Origin of the sequence: Rahnella sp. ChDrAdgB13, assembly GCF_017655185.1 — a bacterium.
GTDB classification, from domain to species: Bacteria; Pseudomonadota; Gammaproteobacteria; order Enterobacterales; family Enterobacteriaceae; genus Rahnella; species Rahnella contaminans.
Map to the genome: position 1 here is coordinate 48,063 of NZ_JAEMGT010000043.1, position 25,947 is coordinate 74,009.

Below are 25,947 nucleotides of genomic sequence, written 5' to 3' on the forward strand. Positions count from 1 at the left end.
CTGTGGATTCAGTGTTTATACCATCGCCGGTTCGGGCGCGGGCTGATTGGCTGCTTCACGGATGAGGTAATCCAGCTCATCTTTCACCGACTGCACCTGAGGGCCGATCACCACCTGCAGGTTGTGTTCGTTGAGATGAACCACACCAATTGCACGGTTGGCTTTAAGCGTCGCATCATCGACCAGCGACATATCCGCCACGGAAAGACGCAGGCGGGTGATGCAGTTATCGAGTGAAACGATGTTACCGGCACCGCCCAGCGCGCTTAAGATCACCGGCACGTTGTAACCGGATTTGCTGGAAGACGGCACGGCCGCGGCGGCTGGCGTACTTTCAGATTCACGGCCCGGCGTTTTGATATTAAAGCGCGTGATAGAGAAGCGGAAGATTACGTAGTAAGCCGCGAACCAGATTGCTGCGACCACCGGCACCAGATACCACTTTGTGGCTGTGCCGTGCAGGATACCGAAGACCACGAAATCGATGATGTTACCGTCGGTATTCCCGATGGTCACGCCCAGTACCGACATAATGGTGAAGCCAAGCCCGGTCAGAATTGCGTGAATCACATACAGAACCGGCGCAACGAAAAGGAACAGGAATTCGATCGGTTCAGTGGTTCCGCCGACAACACAAACGACAACACCGGAAATCAGCAGACCTTTAATTTTATGACGGTTTTCAGGTTTCGCACAGTGGTACATCGCCAGCGCAGCACCCGGTAACCCCCCGAGGAATGCAGGCATTTTGCCCTGCGACAGGAACTGTGTCGCGCTTTCAGAGAAACCGTGCGTGGTCGGGCAGGAAAGTTGCGCCTGGAAGATGGTCAGGGCTCCGCTGACTTCGCGGCCACAGACGTCCATTGTGCCACCGGCTTCGGTGAAGCGGATCAGCGCCACCAGAATGTGGTGCAGCCCGAACGGTAACAGCAGACGTTCGCCGGAACCGAAAATCATCGGTCCGAACACACCTGCACCCTGAATCAGACGGCCCAGACCGTTAATCCCGGCGGCGAAGAATGGCCAGATTAACGGGATCAGCAAACCGACTAAACCGAGCACGACGGTGGTGACGATCGGTACAAAACGCGTACCGCCGAAGAATGCCAGCGCATCCGGCAGGCGGATGGTGTTGTAACGCTCGTGCAACATGTACACGATAATACCCACGATAACGGCGCCCAGAATACCGGTGTCGATAGACTGGATACCAAGGATCATCTGGATGTTATTGGCTTTCAGAACCAGCGGATCAACCGTTGGCAGTGTGCCGTTGGCGGTCAGGTAGAAGTTGATTGCCAGGTTCAGCACGGCAAAACCGACAAAACCGGAGAAGGCGGCAACGCCTTTGTTCTCACGCGCCATACCCAGCGGGATAGCGATGGCGAACATGACCGGCAGGAAGCTGAATGCAAATGAGCCGACTTTGCTCATCCACACGAAAATCAGCTGAAGAACAGGATTGCCCAGTGCAGGCAGCAATGTAACGACATCGTGGCTGCTTAACGAGCTGCCGATGCCCAGCATGATGCCGCAAAATGACAACAACGCGACGGGCAACATGAAGGTTTTACCAAGACTTTGGAAGAATTCCCAAAGTGTGACTTTTTGTTTTTTATTTGCAGGCATGACTGCTCCCTGAGTGGTTTGGTGTTGGCTGTGTGGTAATGGCGGCTAAGATAAAACGTTTTACCAAAACAATACGTGTCGGAACTCACAATATTGAAAGATGGCTGCACCATCAGGGTGAAATGGAGGTTTAACGTTTTACTCAATCTGACGAGTCGGGTATAACTGTTTGACCGCGCTACTGATTTAAACGCTTAAGTCCGACGAACGGGTCATAATCCCGCTTCATGGAGTCTGGAATGAACGACATAGCCTGATGAATCATAAAAAAATTACGATTATCGATGTTGCGCAGCACGCCGGTGTTTCTGTCACCACGGTGTCGCTGGTGCTCAGCGGCAAAGGGCGCATTTCCCTGAGTACCGCTGAGCGGGTAAACCGTGCGGTGGATGAACTGGGTTTTGTGCGTAACCGGCAGGCCAGCACATTGCGCGGCGGTGAGTCCGGCGTGGTCGGGCTGATTGTGCGTGATATCTGTGAGCCGTTTTATGCAGAAATGACCGCCGGTCTCAGCGAGATGTTTGAAGCGCAGGGCAAAGTATTATTTCTGCTGCAAAGTGGCCCGTCAGGCAAAGGTCTGATGCGCTGTTTCGACACTTTGCTGACCCACGGCGTTGACGGTATTGTCATCGCCGGTGGCACCAGTTCTATTTCCGGCCTGAAAGAAAAGGCCGATGAACAGGGCGTTCCGCTGATTTGCGCTGCGCGTTCCGGTGGTATTGAAGGCGTCGATGTTGTCCGCCCGGACAATATGCTCGCCGCCAAAATGGCCACCGAATATCTTATCCGCCACGGCCACAAACAAATCGCTTACCTCGGCGGCCTCAGTAATTCGTTAACCCGCGCCGAACGCCTCGGGGGTTTCTGCGCCACGCTCGTGCAGTACGGCCTGCCGTTTTGCAGTGAGTGGATTATCGAGTGCGATTACCAGCAGAAATGCGCCGCCGACGCCGCTGAAACGCTGCTGACCCATTACCCGAAAATCAGCGCCATCGTCTGCCATAAATCGTCCGTCGCGCTCGGTGCTTATTTCGGCGTTTTGCGCACCGGCGCAGAAGTCGGCGGCGGGGCGGTCGACAGTTTCTTCCAGCAAAAAGTGGCCCTTATCGGCATGGAAGATGCACCGGAATCCGAACTCACCGAACCGCCGCTGACGTCAATCGCGAACTCCGCCCGGGAGATTGGTCATGCGACGGCGAGACGGTTATTGCTGAGGATCGGGGGGCAGAATCTCGAAGCACAGAATATTATTGTGCCACCGGGGCTGGTAGAGAGGGAATCGGCCTGAAAGCACCGTTGAGAAAGGTGACAAATTTCGTTTTTGGTCAGGCTGGCCTTAAACTCAAGACCTTGGGTGGCAACCCAAGGTCTTGACCTGGGTTGCACAAAATATAACTGAGCGTGATACCGGTCCGTATCACTGAGAATCCTGGCTTGTCCCCGTCTTAGGACTCGCTGCTGTCGTATCCTCCGCGCCAGCGGTCTTCGTGTAGATAATCTTCTGCGTATCATTCCCGCAATGACCCACAACCTGACCACCGGCCTGATCTGCCTGATCGTTCGGGACGATATCAAGCTTAAAACCGGATTCCGGCAAACCGTTGGCGACGATTTTCTGGGTGATATCCGCTTTCACGCTTTCACAGGTGGCAGCCTGAACCGCCAGCGGCGCTAACATCATGACCGCAAGGCCAGCTAAAAGTGTCTTTTTCATCATTCATTCCTTTTATGAGAAACAGTGTATTAATGAGTTTAGCAGATAGAGACAGCGGCAAAGTTAGCCGCTGTCAGGCAGGAAAAGGGCGGAAAGACTTATTTACGGTATTACGGTGCCATCAGCTGCCGGCCGGTGCGGCGGTCGAGGCAGCGCTGGGTGTTATCTTCCCAGTACGCGTTGATATTCTGGCTGGCGTTACATTTATCGCGCAGATCCACAGAATTATCGTACTTGGAATAATCCTTCTCAGCGCGCTGGTTTTTCAAAGCCCGCAGACGCTGGGTTTCGTTCCATTGCTCTTTGCTCTGACGCGCTTCTTCGTTGGACATGGCGTCATTGCCGCTGCCGCCAAAGACACAGGTTCCGCCCGCACAGTTGGTGGCTGCCAGCGCAGGTGCCTGCCAGCTTGCGGTCATAACAAGCAGCGCAACAGGCAGTAAACGGCGTAAAAACGTTGTATTCATTAGTTAATCCTTTTAATTTACACATCGCTCAGGCGAATACTTTCAATTATAACATCACCTTGAGTCACGTCACCCAAAGCCTGCTAACGGGTTGAATTCATGTTTAACTTACGACTGTAAACCTGGCGATTCATATGCTCAAAACGACTTTACTGTTCTTTGCGACCGCGCTGGCGGAAATCATCGGCTGTTTTCTGCCGTATCTCTGGCTGCGCAAAGGCGGCAGCTGGCTGCTGCTTTTCCCGGCGGCGCTGAGCCTGGCGGCGTTTGTCTGGTTGCTGACGCTGCATCCGGCAGCCAGTGGCAGGGTGTATGCGGCTTACGGCGGAGTCTATGTGATGACGGCGATGTTGTGGTTGCGGTTTGTCGATGGCGTGAAACTCAGCACCACCGACTGGCTCGGCGCCTGTGTGGCGCTGGCCGGGATGCTGATTATCATTTCTGGCTGGAAAGCGGCGTAACGGTTACTGCGACAATTGTTCCATCATCACGATCACTTTCTGAATCACAATCTGCGCGGCGCGGGAAAGCTGACGGCGTGGCGCAACGCATAGCGCGAGCGTCAGCGGTTTGGCGCTGCGCCCTTGCAAGGGCACAAACGCCAGCCGGTTTTCCTGCAAATCGGGCAATACGTCGAGCAGACTCAGCACACCCACGCCAGCCCCTTTGCGGATAAGTTCGCGCATCATCCGCACGTCATTACAGACAATTGACGGCGTATCCAGCAACTGATAACGGTTATACAGCAGCTTCGCGCGGGCATTCACCATCAGTGGTTCCGACGGAATAATCTGCCGGTAAGCCGCGATATCGCTGAACGACAGTGATTCCTGCTTTGAAAGTTCATGCCCGACCGGCATCGCGATGCCAATCGGCAATTCCGCGAACGCCTGTACTTCCAGACCGGTATGTTCAATGGGGTCGAGCAGCAGGCCAAAATCCACTTCAGCCGAACTGACCTGTTCACTGATATTCCGGCTGTCTTCAATGCGGATATCAAACGTGAGATATGGATGCTCAGCGCCGACTTCGGCAATCAGCTGCGCCATAATTCCTTCACTGAGGGCCGCGATAATGGAAATGGTGACGTGCCCGCGCCGCAAACCCTGAATTTCATCAAAGCGTTCGCGGGTACGGGAAAATTCTTTACGCCAGCGACGGATATCATCGAACAAAATCTCACCGGCGGACGTCAGTTTCAGGCCGGTCGGCAGACGCTCAAACAGCGGCGTTTCCAGCGTCTGTTCAGCCTGTAAAATCTGCCGGTTAATGGCCGAAGCGGAGACGTGCAGCGCTTCCGCCGCTTTGCGCAAACTTCCTGTTCGGGCGACTTCGGTAAAATATTGCGAAAAACGGGAGAAGGGTGACATAGGTGTACTAATTTATGCAGTGAATAAGTGAGATATCTATTATGGACTGCATCACTCATTTTTCCTAGATTGTGCGATGGCCTTTGTAAACAATCACCTCAGATTGTTTTATGCGCAAATCTCTGCGCAAAAAAGGTCAATAAAGGGTAATGACAGGGTTCGTCAAAACACGTTTAGCACGTGAGCCGCTTTTCTTTGGACAGAAGGGGTGCGAATTGTGGCATTCGTACTGCTGGCGCGCGTGCGTGTTTTGAAAAACAACACTAATAACAAGCGTGCGCTTTTGATCACCCGGTTGAAGTGATCACGCGACCAAGAGATTCCTTCTCATGTTAGAAAAACTATTCAAGTTAAAAGCTCACCGTACTAACGTGCGGACTGAGATTGTGGCAGGACTGACTACATTTTTAGCAATGGCCTATATTCTGTTCGTTAACCCGTCCATTTTGGGCGCGACGGGGATGGATAAAGGCTCGGTTTTCGTGGCAACGTGTCTTGCTGCCGCAATCGGTTCCGCACTGATGGGCTTTATCGCCAACTACCCGATTGCACTGGCACCGGGCATGGGTTTAAACGCCTTCTTCACCTACACCGTCGTGCTGCACATGGGTTACACCTGGCAGATCGCGTTGGGTGCTGTTTTCCTTTCCGCGTGTATCTTCTTCGCGTTATCAATTTTCAAAATTCGTGAATGGATTATCCGCAGTATTCCGCTGCCGCTGCGTTCGGCGATTGCGGCCGGTATCGGGTTATTCCTGGCGCTGATTGCGCTGGAAAACGCCGGTATTGTGATTGCAAACCCGGCCACGCTGGTAGGCCTGGGTGACCTGACCAAACCGGGTCCGCTGTTTGCAATGCTCGGTTTCATTCTGATTGTGGTTCTCGAAGCGCGTAAAGTGACCGGTGCTGTGCTGATTGGCGTGCTGGCTGTGACGGTTCTGGCGATTGCGCTGGGCTACTCACCGTTTGGCGGCGTGATGTCTATGCCACCTTCTATCGCACCAACCTTTATGCAGCTGGACATCAAAGGCGCATTCAACGTTTCGCTGATCAGCGTCGTGTTCGCATTCCTGTTCGTAGACGTGTTCGATAACTCGGGCACCCTGATCGGCGTAACCAAACGCGCAGGTCTGGCGGACGAAGATGGCAATATCCCGAAAATGGGGCGTGCGCTGGTCGCGGACAGTGCGGCTGCGCTGTTCGGTTCACTCTTAGGGACATCAACCACCACCAGTTATATCGAGTCTGCTGCGGGCGTGAGCGCCGGTGGCCGTACCGGTCTGACGGCAATCGTGGTCGCGATCCTGTTCCTGCTGAGCCTGTTCTTCGCACCGCTGGCAGGCAGCGTTCCGGCATTCGCCACCGCGCCTGCTCTGCTGTTCATCGCGGTTCTGATGACCTCAGGTCTGGCAGAAATCGACTGGAAAGATATCACCGTTGCCGCGCCGGTCACCGTGACCGCGCTGACCATGCCGTTCACGTATTCCATCGCTAACGGCATCGCGTTTGGTTTCATCACCTGGACGCTGGCAAAACTGCTTACCGGCCGCTGGCGTGAACTGAATTCTGCGCTGATCGTTCTGTCGATTCTGTTCGTGATCAAACTGGGCTGGCTGAGCGCGTAACCGCTCTGCGGGTCGGAAAAGGCGCGGGTTTGACTCCCGCGCCTTTTTTTATGCTCAAAATCGGGTGAAAACCCAATAAAAAAAGCAGCCGGAGCTGCTTTTCAGGTACATCACAATGTCTGATCAGTCTTCGCGGTGAACCTGCAAACCGGCCAGAGACTGGCTGACAGGCATCATCTCGATGCTGTTGATGTTCACGTGCTCAGGCAATGTCGAAACCCAGAACACGGATTCAGCCACGTCGGTGGCCGTCAGCGGGTTAGTCTTGTCGTAGGTTTTGCTGGCTTTCTCGTCATCACCTTTAAAGCGGATGTTGGAGAATTCCGTTCCGCCGCACAGGCCCGGCTCGATATTGGTCACGCGAACGTGAGTGCCATGCAGGTCGGTGCGCAGGTTCAGGCTGAACTGACGGACGAAGGCTTTGGTCGCGCCATACACGTTGCCACCGGCATACGGCCAGTTGCCCGCCGTTGAACCGATGTTAATCACATGGCCGGTGTTGCGTTCAACCATGCCCGGCAGGACGGCGCGGGTCATGTACACCAGACCTTTGGTGTTGGTGTCGATCATTTTGTCCCAGTCTTCCAGCGACGCTTTGTCGGCTTTTTCCAGACCGAGCGCCAGACCGGCGTTATTGACCAGCACATCAATGTTGCTCCATTCGGCAGGCAGGCTGTCGATGGCATCTTTGATGGAAGCACGGTTGGTCACATCCAGCTCAACGGTATACAGCGCATCACCCAGCTCCGCCTTCAGGTCGTCCAGACGCTCTTTGCGGCGGCCAGAGGCAATCACTTTATGGCCTTCTTTGACAAAGCGGCGCGCGATTTCAGCACCAAATCCGGCGGTCGCGCCGGTCACAAAAATAATCATCCCGGTATTCCTTAGTATTTAAATAAATAGAATGAAATAAAAATCGAATCAAAAATGAACGCGTTTGCTCGCGCACGGCGTGCAGAAAAAGAAACTCTATAAGTATTAACACAAAAATAACCAGACCGGCAGCGGATGCCGGTCTGACTTGGTATCATTTTATTGCGGTCACTTTTTCAAATAGGGCGCAATCAGCGATAAATCTGCCGCAGAAAGCCGGTCCGGCGCGGTCTGAGCCTGATGCCAGTAAGGATACAGCAACGGCAACTGGCTGACCTGATTAAGTCTTTCAATTTCTTCGCTATTAAGGGTCAAATCTGCCGCGAGCAGGTTGTCCTGCAACTGGGTGTCGTTACGCGCACCGACAATCACGGACGTTACCTGCGGGCGCGCAATCAGCCACGCCAGCGCGATTTGCGCCGCGGAAACGCCGCGCTGCCCGGCGATATCCACCAGAACATCCACCACGTCATACAGCGCATTTTCGTCACGCACCGGCGGCTCACCCCAGTCAGCCAGATGACGTGTGCCTTCCGGTGCCGCCTGATTGCGGCGATATTTACCGGAAAGCAGGCCACCGGCCAGCGGACTCCACACCAGTACGCCCAGCCCCTGATCCTGTGCGACCGGCAGCAGCTCATATTCGGCTTCACGTGCCTGCAGGGTGTAATGGATTTGCTGACTGACCGGGCGGATATAGTGGTTTGCTGCTGCCACGCCCAGCGTTTTCATCACATGCCAGGCAGAAAAGTTGGAGACACCGACATAACGCACTTTGCCGCTGCTGACCAGATCGTCGAGCGCGCGCAGCGTTTCTTCCAGCGGCGTCTGACCATCCCATTCATGCAACTGATACAAATCCAGATAGTCCGTATTCAGGCGCTTCAGGCTGGCTTCGCAGGCGCGCAAAATATGGTGACGTGATGAACCGCGATTGTTCGGGCCATCGCCCATCGGGAAGCGGGCTTTGCTGGCAACCAGCACGTCATGACGCTGACTGCCCAGCGCCTTGCCCAGAATCACTTCCGATTCACCGCCTGAATAAACGTCGGCGGTATCGAATAAGTTAATTCCGGCATCCAGACACAGACCGATCTGGCGCTGTGCGGCACTGACGTCGGTCTGGCCGGTTTTAGCGAATTTGCCCTGACCACCAAACGTCATGGTGCCCAGACTGAGAACTGAAACTTTCAGGCCGGAATGGCCTAACAGACGGTATTCCATGGGTTTTCTCCATTTATCGGATACTTAATTTCAGTTTAGCAACGTCATTATTTTTGCGACGAAGCCGGTTGCGGTACAGATTCTTTTTTTCGGCGTATTTCATCGCCCGCGGTAGGGTCGAGCGTCAGACTGTCGAGGGTTCCCGCCAGAGAAAACACCCCGATAATAATAAAAGCGATATGGAACGTGCCGGTCTGCATCCCGGCGCTGGCCGGTAAAAAATGTTCCGCGACGCGCAGGGAAAGCGCGCCGATGGCAATGCCCAGCCCGGTAGAGAGCTGTTGCGCGGTGTTAAATAACGTATTCGCGCCACCCATTTGTTCTGCCGGAACCTGCGAAAAGGCCAGTGTATTGAGCGCCGTGAACTGCATCGAACGGGTCATGCCGCTGGCGAACAGCAGCAGCAACGTGATGGCAGTCGGCACGTCCGGCGTCAGCAACGCACAGGCAAATATCGTCGCAGAATTGAGCAGGCCGTTAACCAGCATAATCGACTTAAAGCGAAAGCGGTGCAAAATCGGCGAGGTAAAAGGCTTCATTGCCAGATTACCGGCGAACACGGTAAGCACCAGCAGCCCGGCATCAAACGCGTTCATGCCGTAACCCAGCTGGAACATCAGCGGCAGCAAAAACGGCAGGGCGCCGATAGCTACGCGGAACAATGAACCGCCGTAAATCGTGACGGCGTAACTTTTAATTTTCAGCGCCGTCAGCGGCAGCAACGGGTGCGTTGCCCGCCCGGAATGCCAGACCGCCAGCGCCCCGACGATCACCGCGCCGCCCACCATCGTCACCGGTTTCCAGTTAATGGTGCCCTGATTAAACATATCCAGCCCGAAGATTAACCCCAGACACGCTGCGCCGGTCAGCACAAAACCGGTGACATCAAACGGCACTCCTTTCTGCCCCTCGACCTGCGGGATCAGCTTACGACTGAACACCAGTGCGATAATCCCGAGCGGCAGATTGAGCAGAAATATCCAGTGCCAGGAGGCATAGGTCGTAATGAATCCGCCCAGCGGCGGTCCGAGGATCGGCGCCACCAGCCCGGGCCAGGTAATCGTCGCAATTGCGCGGATCAGATCTGATTTTTGCGTATTTTTCAGTACCACCAGACGCCCGACCGGCACCATCAGCGCACCGGCAAACCCCTGCAACATGCGGGCGGCGGTAAACGTGCTGAGACTGACGCTGGCAGAACATAACAGTGACGCGAGGGTGAACAGGATCAGCGCCAGCGAAAAGACGTTACGCGTGCCAAACCGGTTAGCGATCCAGCCGCTGGCAGGAATAAACACCGTGAGCGTCAGAATGTACGCCGACACGCCGATATTCATATCGACCGGATGCACGCCGAAATCTTTCGCCATCTGCGGCAGCGCGGTGACAATCACCGTGGCATCCAGATTTTCCATAAAGAACGCGCCCGCCACCAGTAACGGCAAAGCGGATCCCGGCGGCAGCGAGAATTTTTTGTTTGAGAAGAAGCTCATAGAAGGTAAGCGCGCTAATGAAATAAGGAAAGTCTGAGCATAGCGCATCGGGGGAAGGCGTCAACGGCGGGATTGAGGATCTCCCCCGGTGAAAGGGGAGATTTTGCACATTAATTCAGAGTTCAGTTTCTTCCAGCCGTTCCCCGGTCTGCGCATCGAACAGATGAATGGCGTCGCTGTTAGCTTCGAGGTACAGCGGTTGTTCGGTACTGACGCGGGCGCGGCCGGCGAACTGGACGTGCAGCGGGAAACCGCTCCAGTCGATATGCAGCAGGCTGCTTTCGCCGGTGACTTCCAGCAGACGCAGCGTGGCGGGGGGTTGCGGGGGGTTGCGCGCTGTGCTGAACCGGTTTGAGATCATGCGGGCGCAGGCCGAGCGTGACCGGTTCGCCTTCGGAATGTCGCGCCTGTAACGCCCATTTCTCCGGCAGGGCAAACCACAGCTGATTGCAGGTCACGCCAGGTTTGCCGTCGATGCTCTGGAACACGCCGCTGAGTAAATTCATCGGCGGTGAACCGATAAAGCGCGCCACAAAGGTGTTCACCGGTTTGTCGTAAATCGACAGCGGATCGCCTTGCTGCACGATAAAACCGTCTTTCATCACCACAATGTTATCCGCCAGCGTCATGGCCTCAATCTGATCGTGCGTGACGTAAACCGTGGTGGTGCGGAACTGCTGGTGCAGGGATTTGATTTCCGCACGCAGCTCCATGCGAAGCTGCGCGTCAAGGTTAGACAGCGGTTCGTCGAACAGGAAAACTTTCGGATTTCGCACCAGCGCGCGGCCCATTGCGACGCGCTGGCGCTGCCCGCCGGACAAATCTTTCGGCAGGCGTTTCAGCAGATGATCAATCCCTAACACCTTCGCGGCTTGCTGTACTTTGGCCTGTTGTTCGGCTTTCGGCACCTTTTTCACCTGCATATGGAACGCCATGTTCTCGGCCACGGTCAGGTGCGGATACAGCGCGTAGCTCTGGAAGACCATGGCGATATCACGATCCGCCGGGTCAAAATTATTGATTTGCTGTTTATCGAGCAGGATGTCCCCGTCGGATAAGGATTCCAGCCCGGCCAGCAGGCGCAGCAGGGTGGATTTTCCGCAGCCGGACGGCCCGACCAGCACGGTAAAGCTGCCATCGGGAATGGTCAGATCCAGCGGTTTGAACACCTGTACTTTGCCATAATGTTTGGCGACTTTTACCAGTTCTACCAGAGCCATTCAGAGTTTCTCCACAAGGCCAAAAAGCGATTGCCAGTCAGGATAACGGCGCGGGGAACTGCTGATCGCACAACCGGCGACGCGGACACCCCATTGCAACGCCGTGGCAGGCGGCAGGCCATAAATCAGCGCGGATAAAAATCCGGCATTAAAACTGTCTCCGGCGCCGATAGTATCGACCACCTCAACCGGCTCGGCGTGCTGATGCAACGCCTGATCCGCGCTCCACAGACGCGCACCGTCCGGGCCGCATTTCGCGACGCAAAAAGCATTCTCAGCCATCTGCGCCAGCAGTTTTTGCGCGGCAGCGTCCAGCGACTGAGCATCGGCCAGCCCGAGCGTTTCGACTTCATTGAGCAGCAGCGCATCGCAATACGGCAACCATTTGGACGCCTGTTCACGTAGCGCATCGCTCCAGTCTTCCGGCGGCCAGCCGCTGTCTACTGCCACCTGATAGCCACGCTGTTTCAGCGTTGCCAGCAGGAGCGGATAACCGGCGTAAAGTGCGGTACACAACCAGGTTCCGCACAGTAAAACCCAGTCGCCGGGTTGTGCGTTTTCGGGTAACTGAGCCAGAACGTCCTGCATGGAAAGGCGGACAATATGCCCCTGATTGCTGAAAAACGTCCGTTCGTGGTCGGGATGCGTGACGCCAAACGTCAGCGACGTTTCGCAGTCGCAGGTCGGCCAGTGGGGCGCGCTTTCCGGGAACAAACTCGCCAGCCAGCCGGTGAACTGGTCGTTGCCCTGATTGGCCACCAGCCGGTGCGGGACGTCCAATGCCGACAGCGCCAGCGCACAGTTTCCGGCAGAGCCGCCGGGGCGCAGAGAGCTGCTTTCGAGCATCGCTTCGGTGCCTTTTTCCGGCCACGCGTGGAGCGTGCTCATGATCAAATCCACGTTAATATTGCCCACCACATACAGCGTGGCGCGGGTGTCAGGTCTTGTAATCATTGATGAGATTCCCTGATGTTCATATTCAGCCTTTGCTGCCGCCGGCGGTTAACCCGCTGACCAGCGTTTTTTGCAGCCAGAGCGCCATAAAGAGCGGCGGAATGGCCGCAAGAATGCCGACGGCGGCAATCAGCCCGTCATCGGTGGCGCGCCCGGCGGTGAATCCGGCGATAGTCACCGGCAATGTCTGGGCGTTGATATTGTTGGTAAACAGCAGGGCGTAGAAAAATTCATCCCAGGCGAGCAGCCAGCCGAACATCGCCGAAGCGCCGAGCGCCGGTTTCGCCAGCGGCAACGTGATGCGCAGCAATACCTGCCAGTACCGCAATCCGTCGAGGCGTGAAGCCTGTTCGATATCCACCGGCAGTGCATCGAACTGGTTTTTCAGCATCCAGGTCAGGAACGGCAAAATCATCGAGCAATACACCAGAATCAGCCCGATATGCGTGTTCAGCAGGGTCAGCTTTTCCAGAATGAAATACAGCGGCAGCACGAAGGCCACCGGCGGCACCATATAGATTGCCAGGCTGCCAAACAGCCAGCCGTCGCGGCCAGGATAACGGGAAAAGCTGTAGGCCGCCGGAATGGCCAGCAGCAGGGAAATCACCGTTGCGCCACAGGCCACCAGCAAACTGTTGCCGAGCGCGTGCAGGAACAACGCGCCTGGTGTGCCTGCCTGCAACGTCAGCAGGCTGGCGTAGCGGCTGAAATCCCAGTGGCGTGGCACCCATTCCAGCGGAATGCGGGTCAGATCTTCCGCCGAGCTGACGCTCATCAGGAACATCCACAACAGCGGTGCAAGAATCGACACCGCAAGCACCAGTGCCGCGAAATAGCGTAAAACGAGCCGGATTTTCTGTTTCATTCGGCGCTCCCTGAACGACGCTGACGCAATAACATCACCATATAAATCAGAATAAGCAGCGCACAGATAAGCGTCATGAGAATGGCGTAAGCCGCGCCGCTGCCTGCACGCAGATAGCTGAAAGATTCCTGATAGACAAAAAAGCTGACCGTTTTAGTGCTGTCGAGCGGGCCGCCGCGGGTCATCACGTAGATGATGTCGAAGACTTTAAACGCGTCGATGGTGCGCAAAATCAGCGCCACTGCCAGCGGAGCCGCAATCGCCGGTAAGGTGATTTTACGAAAGCGCAGGAACGCCGACGCGCCGTCGAGCCGCGCGGCTTCAAACAAATCCTCAGGAATGGTTTGCAGCGCCGCCAGCACCAGCAGGGTGATCAGCGGATAGTTCTTCCAGATATCGGCAAACATCACGGCGTTAATGGCCGACGACGGGTCGCCGAGCCAGCTGCGGTAGGTGTCGATAAGACCAAGCTGGGAAAGCAGGGCGTTGATGCTGCCGTAGTCCGGATTGAAGTTCAGCCGCCACATTGTGGCGTTAACAATCGTCGGCAGCGCCCAGGGCAAGATCACCAGCACGCGTAACGCACTGCGCCCCCGGAATTTCTGGTTCAGCAGCAGCGCCACCAGCACGCCGATGAAGCCTTCGAAAATCACCGAAACTACGGTGAAATAGAGCGTCCGCCACAGTGCGGCGCGAAAATCCGGATCGGTCAGAGCATAAATAAAATTGTCGCTGCCGACCCAGTTGGGCGCAGAACCGTCGCCAATCAGGCCAGCGTCGGTGAAACTGAGCCACAGCGTGCGGGCCAGCGGCCAGGCGGTCAGCAGAAACATCATTAACAACATGGGCGCAAGGAGCAACCAGGCCTGTCGACGTTCTCGTTGCGGTAAAGTCAGCATAATTTTCCGTGGTGTTGGTTTGCCCCGCATACCGCAGTATCCGGGGCGTTGTGTTGGCTTTAAAAAAACTTAACGTAAACGGTCAGCGGCTGTGGTTGCGGCTTCCATACCGTCTTTCGCCGGGGTTTTACCCTGCAATACCGCCTGAATGTTTTGCTGCAAAATGTTCGATAAGCGTGAGTAATCTGCCGTCACCGGGCGCGAAAGCATCACGTTCAGCGAGACTTTTGCCGCCGCAATCAGGGCTTCCTGATCTTTCTGCACCGCCGGGTCGTCATAAGAGGATTTCCAGATTGGCAGGCTCAGTTTGGCGTATTTGTTCTGTACCGGCTGGGAGGTCATGTAGCTGATGTATTCCCACGCCTGATCCGGATGCGCACTGGCTTTGGCGATGCCCAGCCCCATCGAACCGTTCACGCCGGACGCCTCACCTGCGGTTTCGCCCGGTGCCGGGATCACACCGACGTCACCCGCGACTTTGCTCTGTTTCGGGTCGTTGGCCATGTTGTACATGTAGGTCCAGTTCAGCGCGAAGGCCGCGTCACCGTTGGAAAACGACTTACGCACGTCCTCTTCCAGATATTCGCGGGAGTTCGGGTTGGTCAGCCCTTTATCCAGCGTCTCTTTCATGTAGTTGATGGCTTTCATCGCGCCGGTATTGGTGAAGTTCAGCTTGCCGTCTTTGTAGAAATCGCCTTTGAACGCCGAAACCAGCGTGGTGTAGTCGCAGAGTAAGGCTTCGGATTGTGACCAGCTCCACACCAGCGGAAATTTTACGATGCCTTTTTCTTTCAGGATCTCAGACTGTTTCTCAACGTCAGCCCAGGTCGCAGGCGGGGTGGTGATCCCGGCTTTTGCCAGCATCGCTTTGTTGTAATACAGATATTTGGTGTCGAGGATCCACGGCATGCCCCAGCGTTTATCTTTGTAGGTCACGGTAGAAATCGCGCCGTCAAAAATCTTACTGCTTTCGTCTGCGGGAATACGCGCCGTGACATCCTGCAACAGGCCGTATTTGTTGAATTCGGCTGGCCAGATCGCATCAAACAGCACCACGTCATAACCTTTGTCACCGGCACCGCGGGCGGCCACGATTTTGTCGTGCAGCGCTTCGTACGGGACGAATTCCAGATTCACTTTGATGTCAGGGTGTTGTTTGGTGAAGTCCGCGGTCATGGCGCGGATATCGGCTTCGCTGTACGCCGCCTGAGTCATAAACAAGGCACTGAGCGTGGTTTCAGCCAGTGCATTCACCGAATATCCCAGGGTGAGGGCAGAGAGGGCGCACAGGGTGGCCGCAGGGGTAAGTCGTAGGCTCATCGTCATTCTCCGAAACAGGGTTAAGTTTATTAAATCAATTTGATTGCTTTAATGGACTAAAAAAAAATGGGATGACCGTTGATGACGGCAACCCCTGCATCCCTGCCGGATTGATACTTGCTACCTGAGGCTTAAAACGAATTCTATAAACGGTGCAAACTGAATAGTGACTGACGATTATTATTAACATACCAATAACATTGAAAGCTGTGATGGCATCGTCATATTCATATTCTGATATTTATAAAATCAATTTGATTGCTGTAATCACTCTCCGCATACTGCCCACAGGTTTCCCCTTTGGGTACAAGGCCGTGATAACAACTTCTGGTACCAATCTTGAACATGCCCGCGCGCACAATCGCCGGGTCGTCATCGAAGCCATTCGCCTCAACGGTGAACTGACCCGCGCGGAAATTGCCCGGCTGACGTCGCTCACGCCGCAGACGGTTTCCAATATTGCGACCGAACTCGAACAGGCGGGCATACTCTCTTCCCATCTGCCGCGTCGTGCGGGCGGACGTGGTCAACCGGCAACGCCACTGACACTCAATCCTGACAGCGCCTATTCCATCGGCATCCATCTTGATCATCAGTCGCTGCTGATTGTGCTGGTGGATCTCACGGGCTCGGTGCGTTTTCGCCACCAGATCCACATACAGAAACCTCAGCCTGAGCCCACGCTGGCCCTGATTGATCAGATACTGCAAGAAATGCGCCAACAGGTGAAAATCGACTGGCGCAAAATGCTGGGCGTCGGCGTGGTGATGCCGGGGCCGTTTGGCGTTGAGGGCATTTCTTCGCAGGGGCCGACCACGCTGCACGGCTGGGATAATGTGGATATTGAAGCGCGGTTGAGTGCGTCTACCGGCTGGCCGGTCACGCTTGAAAACGATGCGACGGTGGCGGCCATCGGCGAGCGTTTTCACGGCATTGCCAAGCAGCTTTCCTCGTTTGTGTATCTCTATATCGGCACCGGCCTCGGCGCGGGGATCTTCACCGACGGGCGGATTTACACCGGTCATGCACATAATGCGGGCGAGGTCGGCCACATTGTGGTGCAACCGGGCGGTCGCGAATGCTATTGCGGCAACAAAGGATGCCTCGAACGCTACGTTTCTTTGCAAGCTGCGTACGAAGCCTGCGGGCTGGATCCGATGTCCGCCATGCCGGAAGATTTGCTGAATGTCGATGAGGCCTTGTTTGATAAATGGCTGGATACTGCGGTCGAACCGGCGCTTCAGGCCATCAATATTATGGAATGCGTGTTTGATGCGCAGAGCGTGATTATCGGCGGCACGATGCCGAAACCGCTGGTGGAGAAGCTGATCAGGCGCCTGACGCCGCTCTACAGCTCAGTGCGCAGCCGGTATGCGCAAAGTGCGCGGATCCGCATCGGGATGTCCGGCAGCGATACCCCGGCGCTGGGCGCGGCTGCGTTGCCGATCTTTGATGAATTCAATCCGCAATATGAGGTGTTGCTGAAGTAGTTTTGGCTGACGCACAGAAAAAGAACCAGACGGTCTGACCGGTTGGTCAGATTTGGCATAAGCTTTGCAAACGTTCTGTTATTAATCATCAATAAGAATGTTGCACAGAAGGACTATGCCATGAGTCAGGTTATCACCCGCGCGGTACGCGGAAACTTCTTTGATATCCGCCAGCCGGTCACCGGGCCGGATGAACTTGAAGCCAGCGTACGTTATATCGAAGACGGCCTGATGCTGCTGAGCGGCGGCCATATCGTCTGGCTCGGGGAATGGCTGGAGGGCGAAGCAAAGCTCGCTGGCGTGCGAAAAACCGCCGGGCTGGAAATTGATGATTACCGCGACAAACTGATCGTTCCCGGTTTTGTCGATACCCATATTCACTACCCGCAAACCGAAATGATCGGCGCGTACGGCGAGCAACTGCTCGAATGGCTGACGCGCTACACCTTTCCGACAGAACAACAATATCACTGCGCGGATTACGCAAAGCGCATGTCGAAATTCTTTATCAACCAGCTTTTACTCAACGGCACCACCACGGCGCTGGTGTTTGGTACCGTGCATCCGCAGTCCGTCGATGCGCTGTTCAAAGAAGCGTCTGATATCAACATGCGGCTGGTGGCAGGCAAAGTGATGATGGACAAAAACGCCCCCGACGCACTGCTGGAAACCCCGGAGCAAAGTGAAGCCGATACGCGCGCACTGATTGCGCGCTGGCATAACCGTCAGCGCCTGAGCTACGCGCTGACGCCGCGTTTTGCGCCGACATCCTCGCCTGAACTGCTGCAAAAAGTCCGTCTGCTGAAGCAGGAATTCCCGGACGTGTATATGCACACCCATCTCAGCGAAAACGTGGCGGAACTCTCCTGGGTAAAAGAAATGCACCCGGAACATCAGCATTATCTCGACGTTTATCATCAGCACGGTCTGACCGGCGAGCGCTGCGTGTTTGCGCATTGCCTGCATCTTGATGACAGCGAATGGGACTGTCTGAGCGAAACGGATTCGACGATTGCGTTTTGCCCGACGTCCAACCTGTTTCTCGGCAGCGGTTTGTTCAACCTGCAAAAAACCTGGCAGAAGCAGATCCGCGTGGGGATGGGCACCGACGTTGGCGCAGGCACCACTTTCAACATGCTGCAAACGTTGCTCGAAGCTTACAAAGTCGGCCAGCTGCAACGTTACCGGTTATCGGCTTTCGAAGCTTTTTACCACGCCACGCTGGGCGGCGCGCGGGCGCTGCATCTCGATGACAAAATCGGCAATTTTGACGCCGGAAAAGAAGCCGATTTCGTGGTGCTTGAGCCGGGCGTCAGCGCGCTGCAAAAACTGCGTGCGACCAACAGCAATACGCTTGCCGAAAAGCTGTTTGTGCTGATGACGCTGGGCGACGACCGCAATGTTTACTGCACGTATGTCGATGGCGAGCAGGTCTATGCGCGCGATGCTTTGCAGGGGGAACGTTCAGCATGATGAACAATGAAACTGGCGGCAAAGTCCGCGTCGCACGTGAACGAACACTGGAGAATATCCACGCCGCCGCCATTGCAGAATTTAGCGAAAAGGGCTTTCAGGGCGCGACGACTCAGGCCATTGCTCAGCGCGCGGGGATCAAAAAAGCCCAGCTGCATTATTACATCGCCGGAAAAGAGGAGCTATACGAAGAACTCTTGCAGAAAGTGCTGAAAGTCTGGGGCGACATTATTCAGTTCGACCCGACGCTCAGTGAACCTGAAGCCGTGCTGAGCCGCTACATCCGCAACAAGCTGAGTTTTTCGTTCGACCAGCCGGAACTCTCGCGCATTTTCACCAGTGAAGTGCTGAGCGGTGGCCATTATTTGCAGAAGTACTGGCCGCAGGCGACACAGAACATCGTCGGAAAAGAAAACCTGATCCATCAGTGGATTGTTGAGGGCAAAATCCGCCCGCTGGATGCGCGTCTGTTCATCATGCACATCTGGGCGCTGACGCAGTATTACGCCGATTTCGCCGTGCAGGTGAAACATATGTACGGCAATTTCGGGGGCGATACACAGGCGCGCGAGCACATTATTGGTGAAGTGACGACACTGATTCTGAATGGCTGTAAAGCCTTTGCTCCTCCCCCTTCGCAGGGTAGAGAGCAAACCAGTGATTTTTGAAGGATATGATCATGATCCAGTTTCTGATGAACGGCAGGATCCAGACGGAAAATCTGCCGGACGATACCACGGTTCTCCAGTATCTGCGCCGCGATGCCGGGCGCTGCGGTACCAAAGAAGGCTGCGCCTCCGGTGACTGCGGCGCCTGCACCGTCGTGCTGGCCGAAAAAGAGGGCGACAGGCTGAAATACACCACGGTCAACGCCTGCCTGACGTTTATGCCTGCGATACATGGCAAACAGCTGATCACCGTGGAAGATCTCAAACATCGTGGCGAACTGCATCACGTGCAGCAAGCGATGGCGGATAACCACGCCTCGCAGTGCGGTTTCTGCACGCCGGGGTTTGTGATGTCGTTGTTTGCGCTGGAAAAACAGCAGCAGGCTTTCAGCGCGGAGCATACTCAGCACGCGCTTTCCGGCAATCTCTGCCGCTGCACCGGTTATCGTCCGATCATGGATGCGGCGAAAGCCATTTGTGATGCGCCGCAGCCCGATCAGTTTGATGCTGATGCACAGCAGACGCTTGAAAAGCTAAGGGCAATTTCTGCCACTGACCAGCCGGTGAGCATGGATGAACTGGCCGCACGTTATCTTGCTGAACCGGTTTCCCGCCTGGTGGCCGGTGGCACCGATCTGGCGCTGGAAGTGACCCAGCGCTATCAGCGTCTGCCGAAACTGATTTCACTGAGTCATATTCCTGAACTCAAAATGATTACGCTGACCGGTCAGGCTATTCACATTGGCGCTGCGGCACCGCTGAGCGACTGTATGCCGGTCTTACACGATGAATTCCCCGAATTCGGCGAATTGCTTGAACGCTTTGCTTCGCAGCAAATCCGTAATCAGGGCACATTTGGCGGCAATATCGCCAACGGCTCACCGATTGGCGACGGCGGCCCGGTTCTGCTGGCGCTGGGGGCGTCATTACTGTTGCGTTGCGGCGCGGAACAACGCGAATTACCGCTGGACGAATTCTTCCTCGGCTATCGCAAAACGGCGTTACAGCCGGGCGAATTTATTGAGCAAATCCGCATTCCGCGCGTGACGTCTGAGGCTCGGCAGTTGCGGGTATACAAAGTGTCGAAACGGCTCGAGGACGACATTTCAGCGGTGTGCGCCGCGCTACAGATTGAAGTCCGCGACGGCGTGGTGGTGCATGCACGCATCGCGTTCGGCGGCATGGCGGAAGTGGCGAAACGCGCTACCCATTGTGAAGCGCAACTGCTCGGGCAACCGTGGCAAACCGCCACCCTTGAGCGCGCATGTCAGGCGCTGGAGAAGGATTTCACACCGATCACTGATTTCCGCGCCAGCCGCGAATACCGCATGCAGGTCGCCAAAAACCTGCTGCGCCGCTGCCATATCGAACTGACTTCTCCTGAAACGCTGATGCGGGTAACTCATTATGTCTGAATCCAAACCGTCACTTTCCCGGCAGGAGATGGAACAGTTGTTCCGTGCCGGACTTCAAAGCGGCGTGGGCAAAAGCCAGAAACACGAAAGCGCGGATAAACACGTTAGCGGAGAAGCGGTGTACACCGATGACCGGCTGGAGTTTCCGCGTCAGCTGCATCTGGTGCCGCTGCTCAGCCCGCACGCGCACGCCGACATTCTGCATATCGATACCGGACCTTGTTACAGCGTGCCGGGCGTAGTGCGGGTGATGACGGCGGAAGATGTGCCGGGTAATCCTGATATTGCGCCGCTGACCCACGGCGACCCGCTGATGGCGCAGGGCGTGGTGGAATACGTCGGGCAGATTGTGCTGGTGGTCGCCGCGACTTCTCCGGAAGCCGCCCGCGCCGCCGTTGCGCTGGCGAAAGTGGATTATCAGCCCCGTGACGCCGTGCTGACCATCAAACAGGCTCTGGCACTTGAGCATTACGTGGAAGAACCGCATCAGCATAAACGCGGCGATGCCGGAATGGCGCTGGCCAGTGCACCGCACCGCCTGCAGGGCGAGCTGGAGATTGGCGGGCAGGAGCATTTTTATCTGGAAACGCAGATTGCGTCGGTGATGCCGGGCGAAGACGGCGCGATGCTGGTTTACAGCTCGACGCAGCATCCGACCGAAGTCCAGAAACTGGTGGCCTCGGTGCTGGATTTACCGATGCACAAAGTGGTGGTCGATATGCGTCGCATGGGCGGCGGTTTTGGAGGTAAGGAAACGCAGGCGGCAGGCACGGCCTGTCTGGCCGCGCTGGCGGCACACCTTACCGGACGCCCGGCGAAAATGCGTCTGGCGCGGCAGGACGACATGCTGATCACCGGCAAACGACATCCGTTTCACGTCAGCTACGACGTCGGGTTTACGGATGACGGCATCATTCACGGTATCGACCTGAAGCTGGCGGCCAACTGCGGGTATTCGCTGGATCTCTCCGGTTCTATTGTTGACCGGGCGATGTTCCATTCCGATAACGCCTATTACCTCGGCGACGCCCTAATAACCGGTTACCGCTGTAAAACCAATATGGCGTCTAATACTGCATACCGCGGTTTTGGCGGGCCACAGGGAATTCTGGCCATCGAGCATATTGTCGATCACATCGCCCGCGAACTGGGGAGGGATCCGCTGACCGTGCGTAAAAATAATTACTACGGCCAGGAAAACCGCAACATCACGCATTATCATCAGCCGGTCGGCCAGAACCTGCTTGAGGAGATGACCCGCCAGCTGGAAGAAAGCGCGCAATATGCCGCAAGACGTGACGCTGTCACTCTGTTTAATCAAAGCAATCCGTATCTTAAAAAGGGACTGGCGCTGACGCCGGTGAAATTCGGCATCTCCTTTACCGCCAGTTTTCTCAATCAGGCGGGGGCTCTGGTGCTGGTTTACACCGACGGCAGCATTCAGCTCAACCACGGTGGCACGGAAATGGGACAGGGGCTCAATACCAAAGTGGCACAGGTGGTCGCCGAAGTTTTTCAGGTGGATATCAGCCGCATTCAGATGACGGCCACGGACACCGGAAAAGTGCCGAATACCTCGCCAACGGCCGCCTCTTCAGGCGCGGACCTTAACGGTAAAGCGGCGCAGAATGCAGCCGAAATCATTAAAGCGCGCATGGTGGAAATGCTGATGCGTGTTCACGACGCGGCAGAAAGCGACGTGGAGTTTAGCAACGGCCTGGTGCGGGTCAAAAACCAGTATTTCAGCTTTGAGCAGGTCGCCACCCAGTGCTGGCTCAATCAGGTGCCGCTTTCCAGCACCGGCTATTACAAAACGCCGAAGATTTTCTATGACCGCAGCAAGGCCGCCGGGCATCCTTTCTATTATTTCTCGTATGGTGCGGCCTGCGCCGAGGTGCTGGTTGATACGCTGACCGGCGAATACAAACTGCTGCGCGCCGATATTTTGCATGACGTTGGCGATTCGCTGAATCCGGCGATAGACATCGGCCAGGTGGAAGGCGGATTTGTTCAGGGCATGGGCTGGCTGACGACCGAAGAACTGGTATGGAACGACAAAGGGCGGCTGATGACCAGTGGCCCGGCGGCGTACAAAATCCCGGCCATTGGTAATATCCCGCAGGATTTGCGCGTTCATCTGGTGGAAAACCGAAAGAACCCGGAAGACACGGTTTTCCATTCCAAAGCCGTGGGTGAACCACCGTTTATGCACGGAATATCTGTCTGGTGCGCGATTAAAGACGCGGTTTCCAGTCTCGCGGATTACCGCGTTCATCCGCATATCGATGCACCTGCCACGCCGGAAAGGGTGCTGAACGGCATTAATCAGCTGAGATTTTACGGTGACGTTGTCACAAGGGACGGCTGTGAAACACCCCTCAGCGAAATAACCGAAAAAGCGAACGGTTAACGGAGGTTTTTATGCGTACCGATGACTGGATAACCCGTTTACATGACCTCCGGCAGCGCGGCGAGCCTTGCGTGGTGGCGACGCTGGTCGATCAGCAAGGTTCAACGCCGCGTGATGCGGGCAGTAAAATGCTGATCACCGCCGGTGACCAGTTTTATACCCTGGGCGGCGGAAATCTGGAGTTTCAGGTCACTGCCATTGCCCGTGAAATGCTGCAACAGGGCGCGAAAACCAGCCGGTTAGAGCGTTTCTCGTTAGGCGCACGGCTCGGTCAATGCTGCGGGGGGATGGCGTCCGTTTTGCTGGAACCCCTCGGGCAACCTCAGCCGCATGTGGTGGTGTATGGCGCTGGACACGTCGGCCGCGCGCTGGTGAACATACTCAGTACGTTACCGTGCCGGATAACCTGGGTGGATGCGCGCGCCAGTGAATTTCCTGTTCACGTTGACCCGCAGATTACCTGTGTGGTGGATGACGAGCCGGAAGGCACCGTGGCGCAAATGCCCGCGGGCAGTTATTTCATGGTTTTAACCCACGATCATCAGCTGGATTTTGCCCTCAGCGAAAAGATTCTGAAACGCGGTGATTTCCGCTACTTCGGACTGATTGGTTCTGAGACGAAGCGTAAACGCTTTGATTATCGTTTATCCGGCAAGGGGATTTCCGGCGAGCAACTGATGAGAATGCGTTGCCCGGTCGGCCTGCCGGATGTGCGGGGTAAACTCCCCGCTGAAATCGCAGTGGCGATAGCGGGGGAATTTATCGCGGCGTACGGGGCGCAAAATCAGGCGGTTAACTGACAGACTTTTGTCCGGACCCGCTGAAGGCTAGCCGTGCAGTTTTTTGAATTCAAAAGTGCCGCCAAGCGCGACCGCGTAACGACTGACGGTATTAAGCGTCGGGGATGCGGCACCGTTTTCAAACCGGCTGATATTTTGTTTTTTCATGCCGGTGCGCCGCGCGATATCCTCCTGCGTCAGGGATTCCGCCAGTCGCGCTGCCTTGAGTTCGGCGATCATTTTTTTGTGTACCTGAGTGGCCTCATATGCTGCGGCGAATTCAGGATCCTGCATCATCTCCTCCATAACTGCGCTGAGGGGAATGAGTTTGTTTTCATCGTAATCTTTCATATTCATCCTTTTTAATATTTTTCATACGTTGTAATGCCAGTTCTAAATCCTGAAGCGGCGTTTTAGCCGTTTTCTTATGCAGGATATGCACGACATAAATGCGGCGACCCTGCATAAAAAAATAAAACGCTCTGCCCAGGCCCTCCAGACTGGTTACCCGGACTTCCCGTATTCCATTTCCGACATACCGGACCTGCGGATCCTGTAACGCGGCACCGTAGATCTCCAGCTCCTTCAAAGCATCAGCAATGCTGGCACTCAGCGTGGGAGGCAACTTGCGAAGCTCCTTCATGGCAGCGGGTAATACCGTCACGTCGTACACAATGGCGTTCCTTGCGGTGGAGTATGATTACGTTTTGTGCAAAGTGGAAGTAATCATTTATGATTATTTTTAAACGGGAACGGGGTTCACATACTTTCCCGCACCCGACGCGTTGTGCCATCGCACCCGCGCATCCTGTCGGGTATTTGCAGGGAATTCAGAAGGGCGATCTTTTCCTCCGCGATGTCTCGCAAGAAATAAATCACTGAAACATAAGACAAACCAAACCTTCTCAACCCGTTCATAAAACAGTCACAAATCCGCAGTAATTTGTTTTCTCATTGAACAGGCCATCGCCGCTTTGAGGAAAACACCGACGCATGTCTGCCATCCAGATTTCCCACCTGAGTAAATCCTTCGCCACACAACCGGTGCTTAACGATGTCTCCCTGCATATCCGGCCGGGGGAGTTTGTGGCCGTGCTGGGCCCCTCGGGTTGCGGAAAAACTACACTCCTGCGTACCGTGGCGGGGTTCGAGCCGGTCAACAGCGGCACGATCACCGTTGGCGACCGTCTGTTTTCATCGCCAGATGTGCATGTGCAGCCGGAGAAACGTGAGCTGGGAATTGTGTTTCAGAATTACGCGTTGTGGCCGCATATGTCGGTGGAAGAAAACGTGGCGTACAGCCTGAAAGTCGTGGGAATGGATCGTAATGAACGGCGCGTACGCACACAAGAGGCGCTGACGCTGGTCGGGTTACGCGAATTTGCGACACGGCGGCCATCGGATTTATCGGGAGGTCAGCGGCAGCGTGTTGCGCTGGCACGTTGTCTGGTTACACGCCCGGGCGTAGTGCTGCTCGATGAACCGCTGGCAAACCTGGATGTACACCTGCGGGCGGCGATGGAAGAAGAGTTCAGCCGTTTTCATCAGCACACCGGCGCGACGCTGCTGTATATCACTCATGACCAGCAGGAGGCGATGTCGCTGGCGGATCGCGTGGTGGTGATGAACGAAGGGCGCGTGATGCAGTTTGCCACGCCACAGATTTTGTACCGGGAACCGGCCAATGAAATGGTCGCCACGTTTATCGATGAGGGGCGCGTCATTCCGGTGACGGATGTTCAGCCGGACGGCAACGGTCATGCGCGGGTAGCGATTTTTGGCACCTGTGTCAGATTGCGTACGGCGGTTTCACAGCCTTCCGTGGCAAAAGCGCGGGCATGTGTTCACGCGGCGGATTTACGTTTTGCCGAACCGGGCGAAGCGGGGATTGCCGCACGGGTTTCCCGGCAGATTTATCGCGGCGGCTACTGCCAGACAGACATCACGCCATATGCCGCGCCGGAACTCCGATTATCCATTCATTCTAAAAAAGAGAGTCAGTTGGGTGACAACGTCACTTTTATCATCACAGACGGCTGGGTACTTCCTCAATGATCCC

The 25,947-nt window shown here is 55.6% G+C and carries 23 protein-coding genes and 1 pseudogene; 10 read left to right on the forward strand and 14 right to left on the reverse strand.

All coding sequences use genetic code 11. The annotated features are described in order from the left end of the window. Positions 1-15 precede the first annotated feature (15 nt). Positions 16-1,629, reverse strand: a complete 1,614-nt coding sequence (malX, locus tag J8X26_RS13730; RefSeq protein ID WP_208951134.1) for a maltose/glucose-specific PTS transporter subunit IIBC — start codon at positions 1,627-1,629, stop codon at positions 16-18. A 256-nt stretch (positions 1,630-1,885) separates the two neighbouring features. Between malX and malI the strand changes: the two genes are divergently transcribed. After that, positions 1,886-2,917: a Mal regulon transcriptional regulator MalI gene (gene malI, locus J8X26_RS13735; RefSeq protein WP_208951135.1), complete on the forward strand. Its 1,032-nt coding sequence runs from the start codon at positions 1,886-1,888 to the stop codon at positions 2,915-2,917. Positions 2,918-3,046: 129 nt separating this feature from the next. Here the strand turns inward: malI and J8X26_RS13740 are convergent, their stop codons facing one another. Both J8X26_RS13740 and J8X26_RS13745 read right to left on the reverse strand, forming a co-directional pair. Further along, a complete protein-coding gene (locus tag J8X26_RS13740) occupies positions 3,047-3,343 on the reverse strand; it encodes a DUF1161 domain-containing protein (RefSeq protein ID WP_152326209.1) in 297 nt (98 codons plus the stop codon). A gap of 110 nt (positions 3,344-3,453) precedes the next feature. Then, positions 3,454-3,810, reverse strand: a complete 357-nt coding sequence (locus J8X26_RS13745) for a DUF1283 family protein (RefSeq protein ID WP_152326210.1) — start codon at positions 3,808-3,810, stop codon at positions 3,454-3,456. 134 nt (positions 3,811-3,944) lie between these two features. Between J8X26_RS13745 and J8X26_RS13750 the strand changes: the two genes are divergently transcribed. Continuing rightward, entirely contained in the window at positions 3,945-4,271 is a 327-nt protein-coding gene (locus J8X26_RS13750; RefSeq protein WP_152326211.1) for a YnfA family protein, read from the forward strand. Between the two features lie 3 nt (positions 4,272-4,274). On the opposite strand, the gene J8X26_RS13755 is transcribed toward J8X26_RS13750, so the two are convergent. Continuing rightward, on the reverse strand, positions 4,275-5,180 hold the full coding sequence (locus J8X26_RS13755; protein WP_152326212.1) for a LysR family transcriptional regulator: 906 nt from the start codon (positions 5,178-5,180) through the stop codon (positions 4,275-4,277). A gap of 329 nt (positions 5,181-5,509) precedes the next feature. On the opposite strand from J8X26_RS13755, the gene J8X26_RS13760 reads away from it, so the two are divergent. Beyond that, complete coding sequence (locus tag J8X26_RS13760) at positions 5,510-6,805, forward strand: NCS2 family permease (protein ID WP_104922061.1); 1,296 nt, start codon at positions 5,510-5,512, stop codon at positions 6,803-6,805. 123 nt (positions 6,806-6,928) lie between these two features. Here the strand turns inward: J8X26_RS13760 and ydfG are convergent, their stop codons facing one another. The 8 genes and pseudogenes from ydfG to J8X26_RS13800 all read right to left on the reverse strand — a co-directional run bounded on the left by ydfG (position 6,929) and on the right by J8X26_RS13800 (position 15,653). Then, positions 6,929-7,678, reverse strand: coding sequence for a bifunctional NADP-dependent 3-hydroxy acid dehydrogenase/3-hydroxypropionate dehydrogenase YdfG (gene ydfG / locus J8X26_RS13765; protein ID WP_152326213.1), 750 nt, complete (start codon positions 7,676-7,678; stop codon positions 6,929-6,931). 168 nt (positions 7,679-7,846) lie between these two features. Next, entirely contained in the window at positions 7,847-8,902 is a 1,056-nt protein-coding gene (locus J8X26_RS13770) for an aldo/keto reductase (RefSeq protein ID WP_152326214.1), read from the reverse strand. Positions 8,903-8,949: 47 nt separating this feature from the next. Further along, a complete protein-coding gene (locus J8X26_RS13775) occupies positions 8,950-10,395 on the reverse strand; it encodes an MFS transporter (protein ID WP_208951136.1) in 1,446 nt (481 codons plus the stop codon). 115 nt (positions 10,396-10,510) lie between these two features. Beyond that, a pseudogene (locus J8X26_RS27910) lies at positions 10,511-11,615 on the reverse strand (ABC transporter ATP-binding protein). Beyond that, entirely contained in the window at positions 11,616-12,569 is a 954-nt protein-coding gene (locus J8X26_RS13785) for a carbohydrate kinase family protein (protein WP_208951137.1), read from the reverse strand. Positions 12,570-12,594: 25 nt separating this feature from the next. Continuing rightward, positions 12,595-13,434: a carbohydrate ABC transporter permease gene (locus tag J8X26_RS13790; protein ID WP_208951138.1), complete on the reverse strand. Its 840-nt coding sequence runs from the start codon at positions 13,432-13,434 to the stop codon at positions 12,595-12,597. Further along, entirely contained in the window at positions 13,431-14,333 is a 903-nt protein-coding gene (locus J8X26_RS13795) for a carbohydrate ABC transporter permease (protein ID WP_208951139.1), read from the reverse strand. Before J8X26_RS13795 ends, J8X26_RS13790 begins: the two co-directional genes overlap by 4 nt. Positions 14,334-14,402: 69 nt before the next feature. After that, positions 14,403-15,653, reverse strand: coding sequence for an extracellular solute-binding protein (locus J8X26_RS13800; protein ID WP_208951140.1), 1,251 nt, complete (start codon positions 15,651-15,653; stop codon positions 14,403-14,405). 317 nt (positions 15,654-15,970) lie between these two features. Here J8X26_RS13800 and J8X26_RS13805 point away from each other — a divergent pair, with 317 nt between their 5' ends. The 6 genes from J8X26_RS13805 to xdhC all read left to right on the forward strand — a co-directional run bounded on the left by J8X26_RS13805 (position 15,971) and on the right by xdhC (position 23,909). Next, complete coding sequence (locus tag J8X26_RS13805; protein WP_193333141.1) at positions 15,971-17,143, forward strand: ROK family transcriptional regulator; 1,173 nt, start codon at positions 15,971-15,973, stop codon at positions 17,141-17,143. A gap of 120 nt (positions 17,144-17,263) precedes the next feature. After that, a complete protein-coding gene (gene guaD, locus J8X26_RS13810) occupies positions 17,264-18,616 on the forward strand; it encodes a guanine deaminase (RefSeq protein ID WP_208951141.1) in 1,353 nt (450 codons plus the stop codon). Further along, positions 18,613-19,284, forward strand: coding sequence for a TetR family transcriptional regulator C-terminal domain-containing protein (locus J8X26_RS13815; RefSeq protein WP_165057534.1), 672 nt, complete (start codon positions 18,613-18,615; stop codon positions 19,282-19,284). The genes guaD and J8X26_RS13815 overlap by 4 nt, the downstream gene beginning before the upstream one ends. A gap of 11 nt (positions 19,285-19,295) precedes the next feature. After that, on the forward strand, positions 19,296-20,699 hold the full coding sequence (gene xdhA / locus J8X26_RS13820; protein ID WP_208951142.1) for a xanthine dehydrogenase small subunit: 1,404 nt from the start codon (positions 19,296-19,298) through the stop codon (positions 20,697-20,699). Beyond that, positions 20,692-23,109, forward strand: a complete 2,418-nt coding sequence (xdhB, locus tag J8X26_RS13825; protein ID WP_208951143.1) for a xanthine dehydrogenase molybdopterin binding subunit — start codon at positions 20,692-20,694, stop codon at positions 23,107-23,109. Before xdhA ends, xdhB begins: the two co-directional genes overlap by 8 nt. 11 nt (positions 23,110-23,120) lie before the next feature. Then, on the forward strand, positions 23,121-23,909 hold the full coding sequence (xdhC, locus tag J8X26_RS13830; protein WP_208951144.1) for a xanthine dehydrogenase accessory protein XdhC: 789 nt from the start codon (positions 23,121-23,123) through the stop codon (positions 23,907-23,909). A gap of 27 nt (positions 23,910-23,936) precedes the next feature. Here xdhC and J8X26_RS13835 read toward each other — a convergent pair whose 3' ends face one another. Further along, positions 23,937-24,239, reverse strand: a complete 303-nt coding sequence (locus tag J8X26_RS13835) for a helix-turn-helix transcriptional regulator (RefSeq protein ID WP_208951145.1) — start codon at positions 24,237-24,239, stop codon at positions 23,937-23,939. Then, positions 24,223-24,561 (reverse strand): type II toxin-antitoxin system RelE/ParE family toxin, encoded by a 339-nt coding sequence (locus tag J8X26_RS13840; RefSeq protein WP_255562213.1) that lies wholly within the window; start codon positions 24,559-24,561, stop codon positions 24,223-24,225. Before J8X26_RS13840 ends, J8X26_RS13835 begins: the two co-directional genes overlap by 17 nt. 320 nt (positions 24,562-24,881) lie before the next feature. Here J8X26_RS13840 and J8X26_RS13845 point away from each other — a divergent pair, with 320 nt between their 5' ends. Beyond that, complete coding sequence (locus tag J8X26_RS13845) at positions 24,882-25,943, forward strand: ABC transporter ATP-binding protein (protein ID WP_208951146.1); 1,062 nt, start codon at positions 24,882-24,884, stop codon at positions 25,941-25,943. Positions 25,944-25,947: the final 4 nt, after the last annotated feature.

Bases quoted from the DNA above. Each gene is read 5' to 3' on its own strand.
- J8X26_RS13740 (WP_152326209.1), bottom strand. From the start codon at position 3,343: ATGAAAAAGACACTTTTAGCTGGCCTTGCGGTCATGATGTTAGCGCCG.
- J8X26_RS13795 (WP_208951139.1), bottom strand. From the start codon at position 14,333: ATGCTGACTTTACCGCAACGAGAACGTCGACAGGCCTGGTTGCTCCTT.
- J8X26_RS13790 (WP_208951138.1), bottom strand. From the start codon at position 13,434: ATGAAACAGAAAATCCGGCTCGTTTTACGCTATTTCGCGGCACTGGTG.
- xdhC (WP_208951144.1), top strand. From the start codon at position 23,121: ATGCGTACCGATGACTGGATAACCCGTTTACATGACCTCCGGCAGCGC.
- J8X26_RS13800 (WP_208951140.1), bottom strand. From the start codon at position 15,653: ATGAGCCTACGACTTACCCCTGCGGCCACCCTGTGCGCCCTCTCTGCC.
- J8X26_RS13760 (WP_104922061.1), top strand. From the start codon at position 5,510: ATGTTAGAAAAACTATTCAAGTTAAAAGCTCACCGTACTAACGTGCGG.
- J8X26_RS13755 (WP_152326212.1), bottom strand. From the start codon at position 5,180: ATGTCACCCTTCTCCCGTTTTTCGCAATATTTTACCGAAGTCGCCCGA.
- J8X26_RS13845 (WP_208951146.1), top strand. From the start codon at position 24,882: ATGTCTGCCATCCAGATTTCCCACCTGAGTAAATCCTTCGCCACACAA.
- J8X26_RS13785 (WP_208951137.1), bottom strand. From the start codon at position 12,569: ATGATTACAAGACCTGACACCCGCGCCACGCTGTATGTGGTGGGCAAT.
- J8X26_RS13835 (WP_208951145.1), bottom strand. From the start codon at position 24,239: ATGAAAGATTACGATGAAAACAAACTCATTCCCCTCAGCGCAGTTATG.
- xdhB (WP_208951143.1), top strand. From the start codon at position 20,692: ATGTCTGAATCCAAACCGTCACTTTCCCGGCAGGAGATGGAACAGTTG.
- J8X26_RS13750 (WP_152326211.1), top strand. From the start codon at position 3,945: ATGCTCAAAACGACTTTACTGTTCTTTGCGACCGCGCTGGCGGAAATC.
- J8X26_RS13770 (WP_152326214.1), bottom strand. From the start codon at position 8,902: ATGGAATACCGTCTGTTAGGCCATTCCGGCCTGAAAGTTTCAGTTCTC.
- malI (WP_208951135.1), top strand. From the start codon at position 1,886: ATGAATCATAAAAAAATTACGATTATCGATGTTGCGCAGCACGCCGGT.
- J8X26_RS13815 (WP_165057534.1), top strand. From the start codon at position 18,613: ATGATGAACAATGAAACTGGCGGCAAAGTCCGCGTCGCACGTGAACGA.
- xdhA (WP_208951142.1), top strand. From the start codon at position 19,296: ATGATCCAGTTTCTGATGAACGGCAGGATCCAGACGGAAAATCTGCCG.
- guaD (WP_208951141.1), top strand. From the start codon at position 17,264: ATGAGTCAGGTTATCACCCGCGCGGTACGCGGAAACTTCTTTGATATC.
- J8X26_RS13745 (WP_152326210.1), bottom strand. From the start codon at position 3,810: ATGAATACAACGTTTTTACGCCGTTTACTGCCTGTTGCGCTGCTTGTT.
- ydfG (WP_152326213.1), bottom strand. From the start codon at position 7,678: ATGATTATTTTTGTGACCGGCGCGACCGCCGGATTTGGTGCTGAAATC.
- J8X26_RS13775 (WP_208951136.1), bottom strand. From the start codon at position 10,395: ATGAGCTTCTTCTCAAACAAAAAATTCTCGCTGCCGCCGGGATCCGCT.
- malX (WP_208951134.1), bottom strand. From the start codon at position 1,629: ATGCCTGCAAATAAAAAACAAAAAGTCACACTTTGGGAATTCTTCCAA.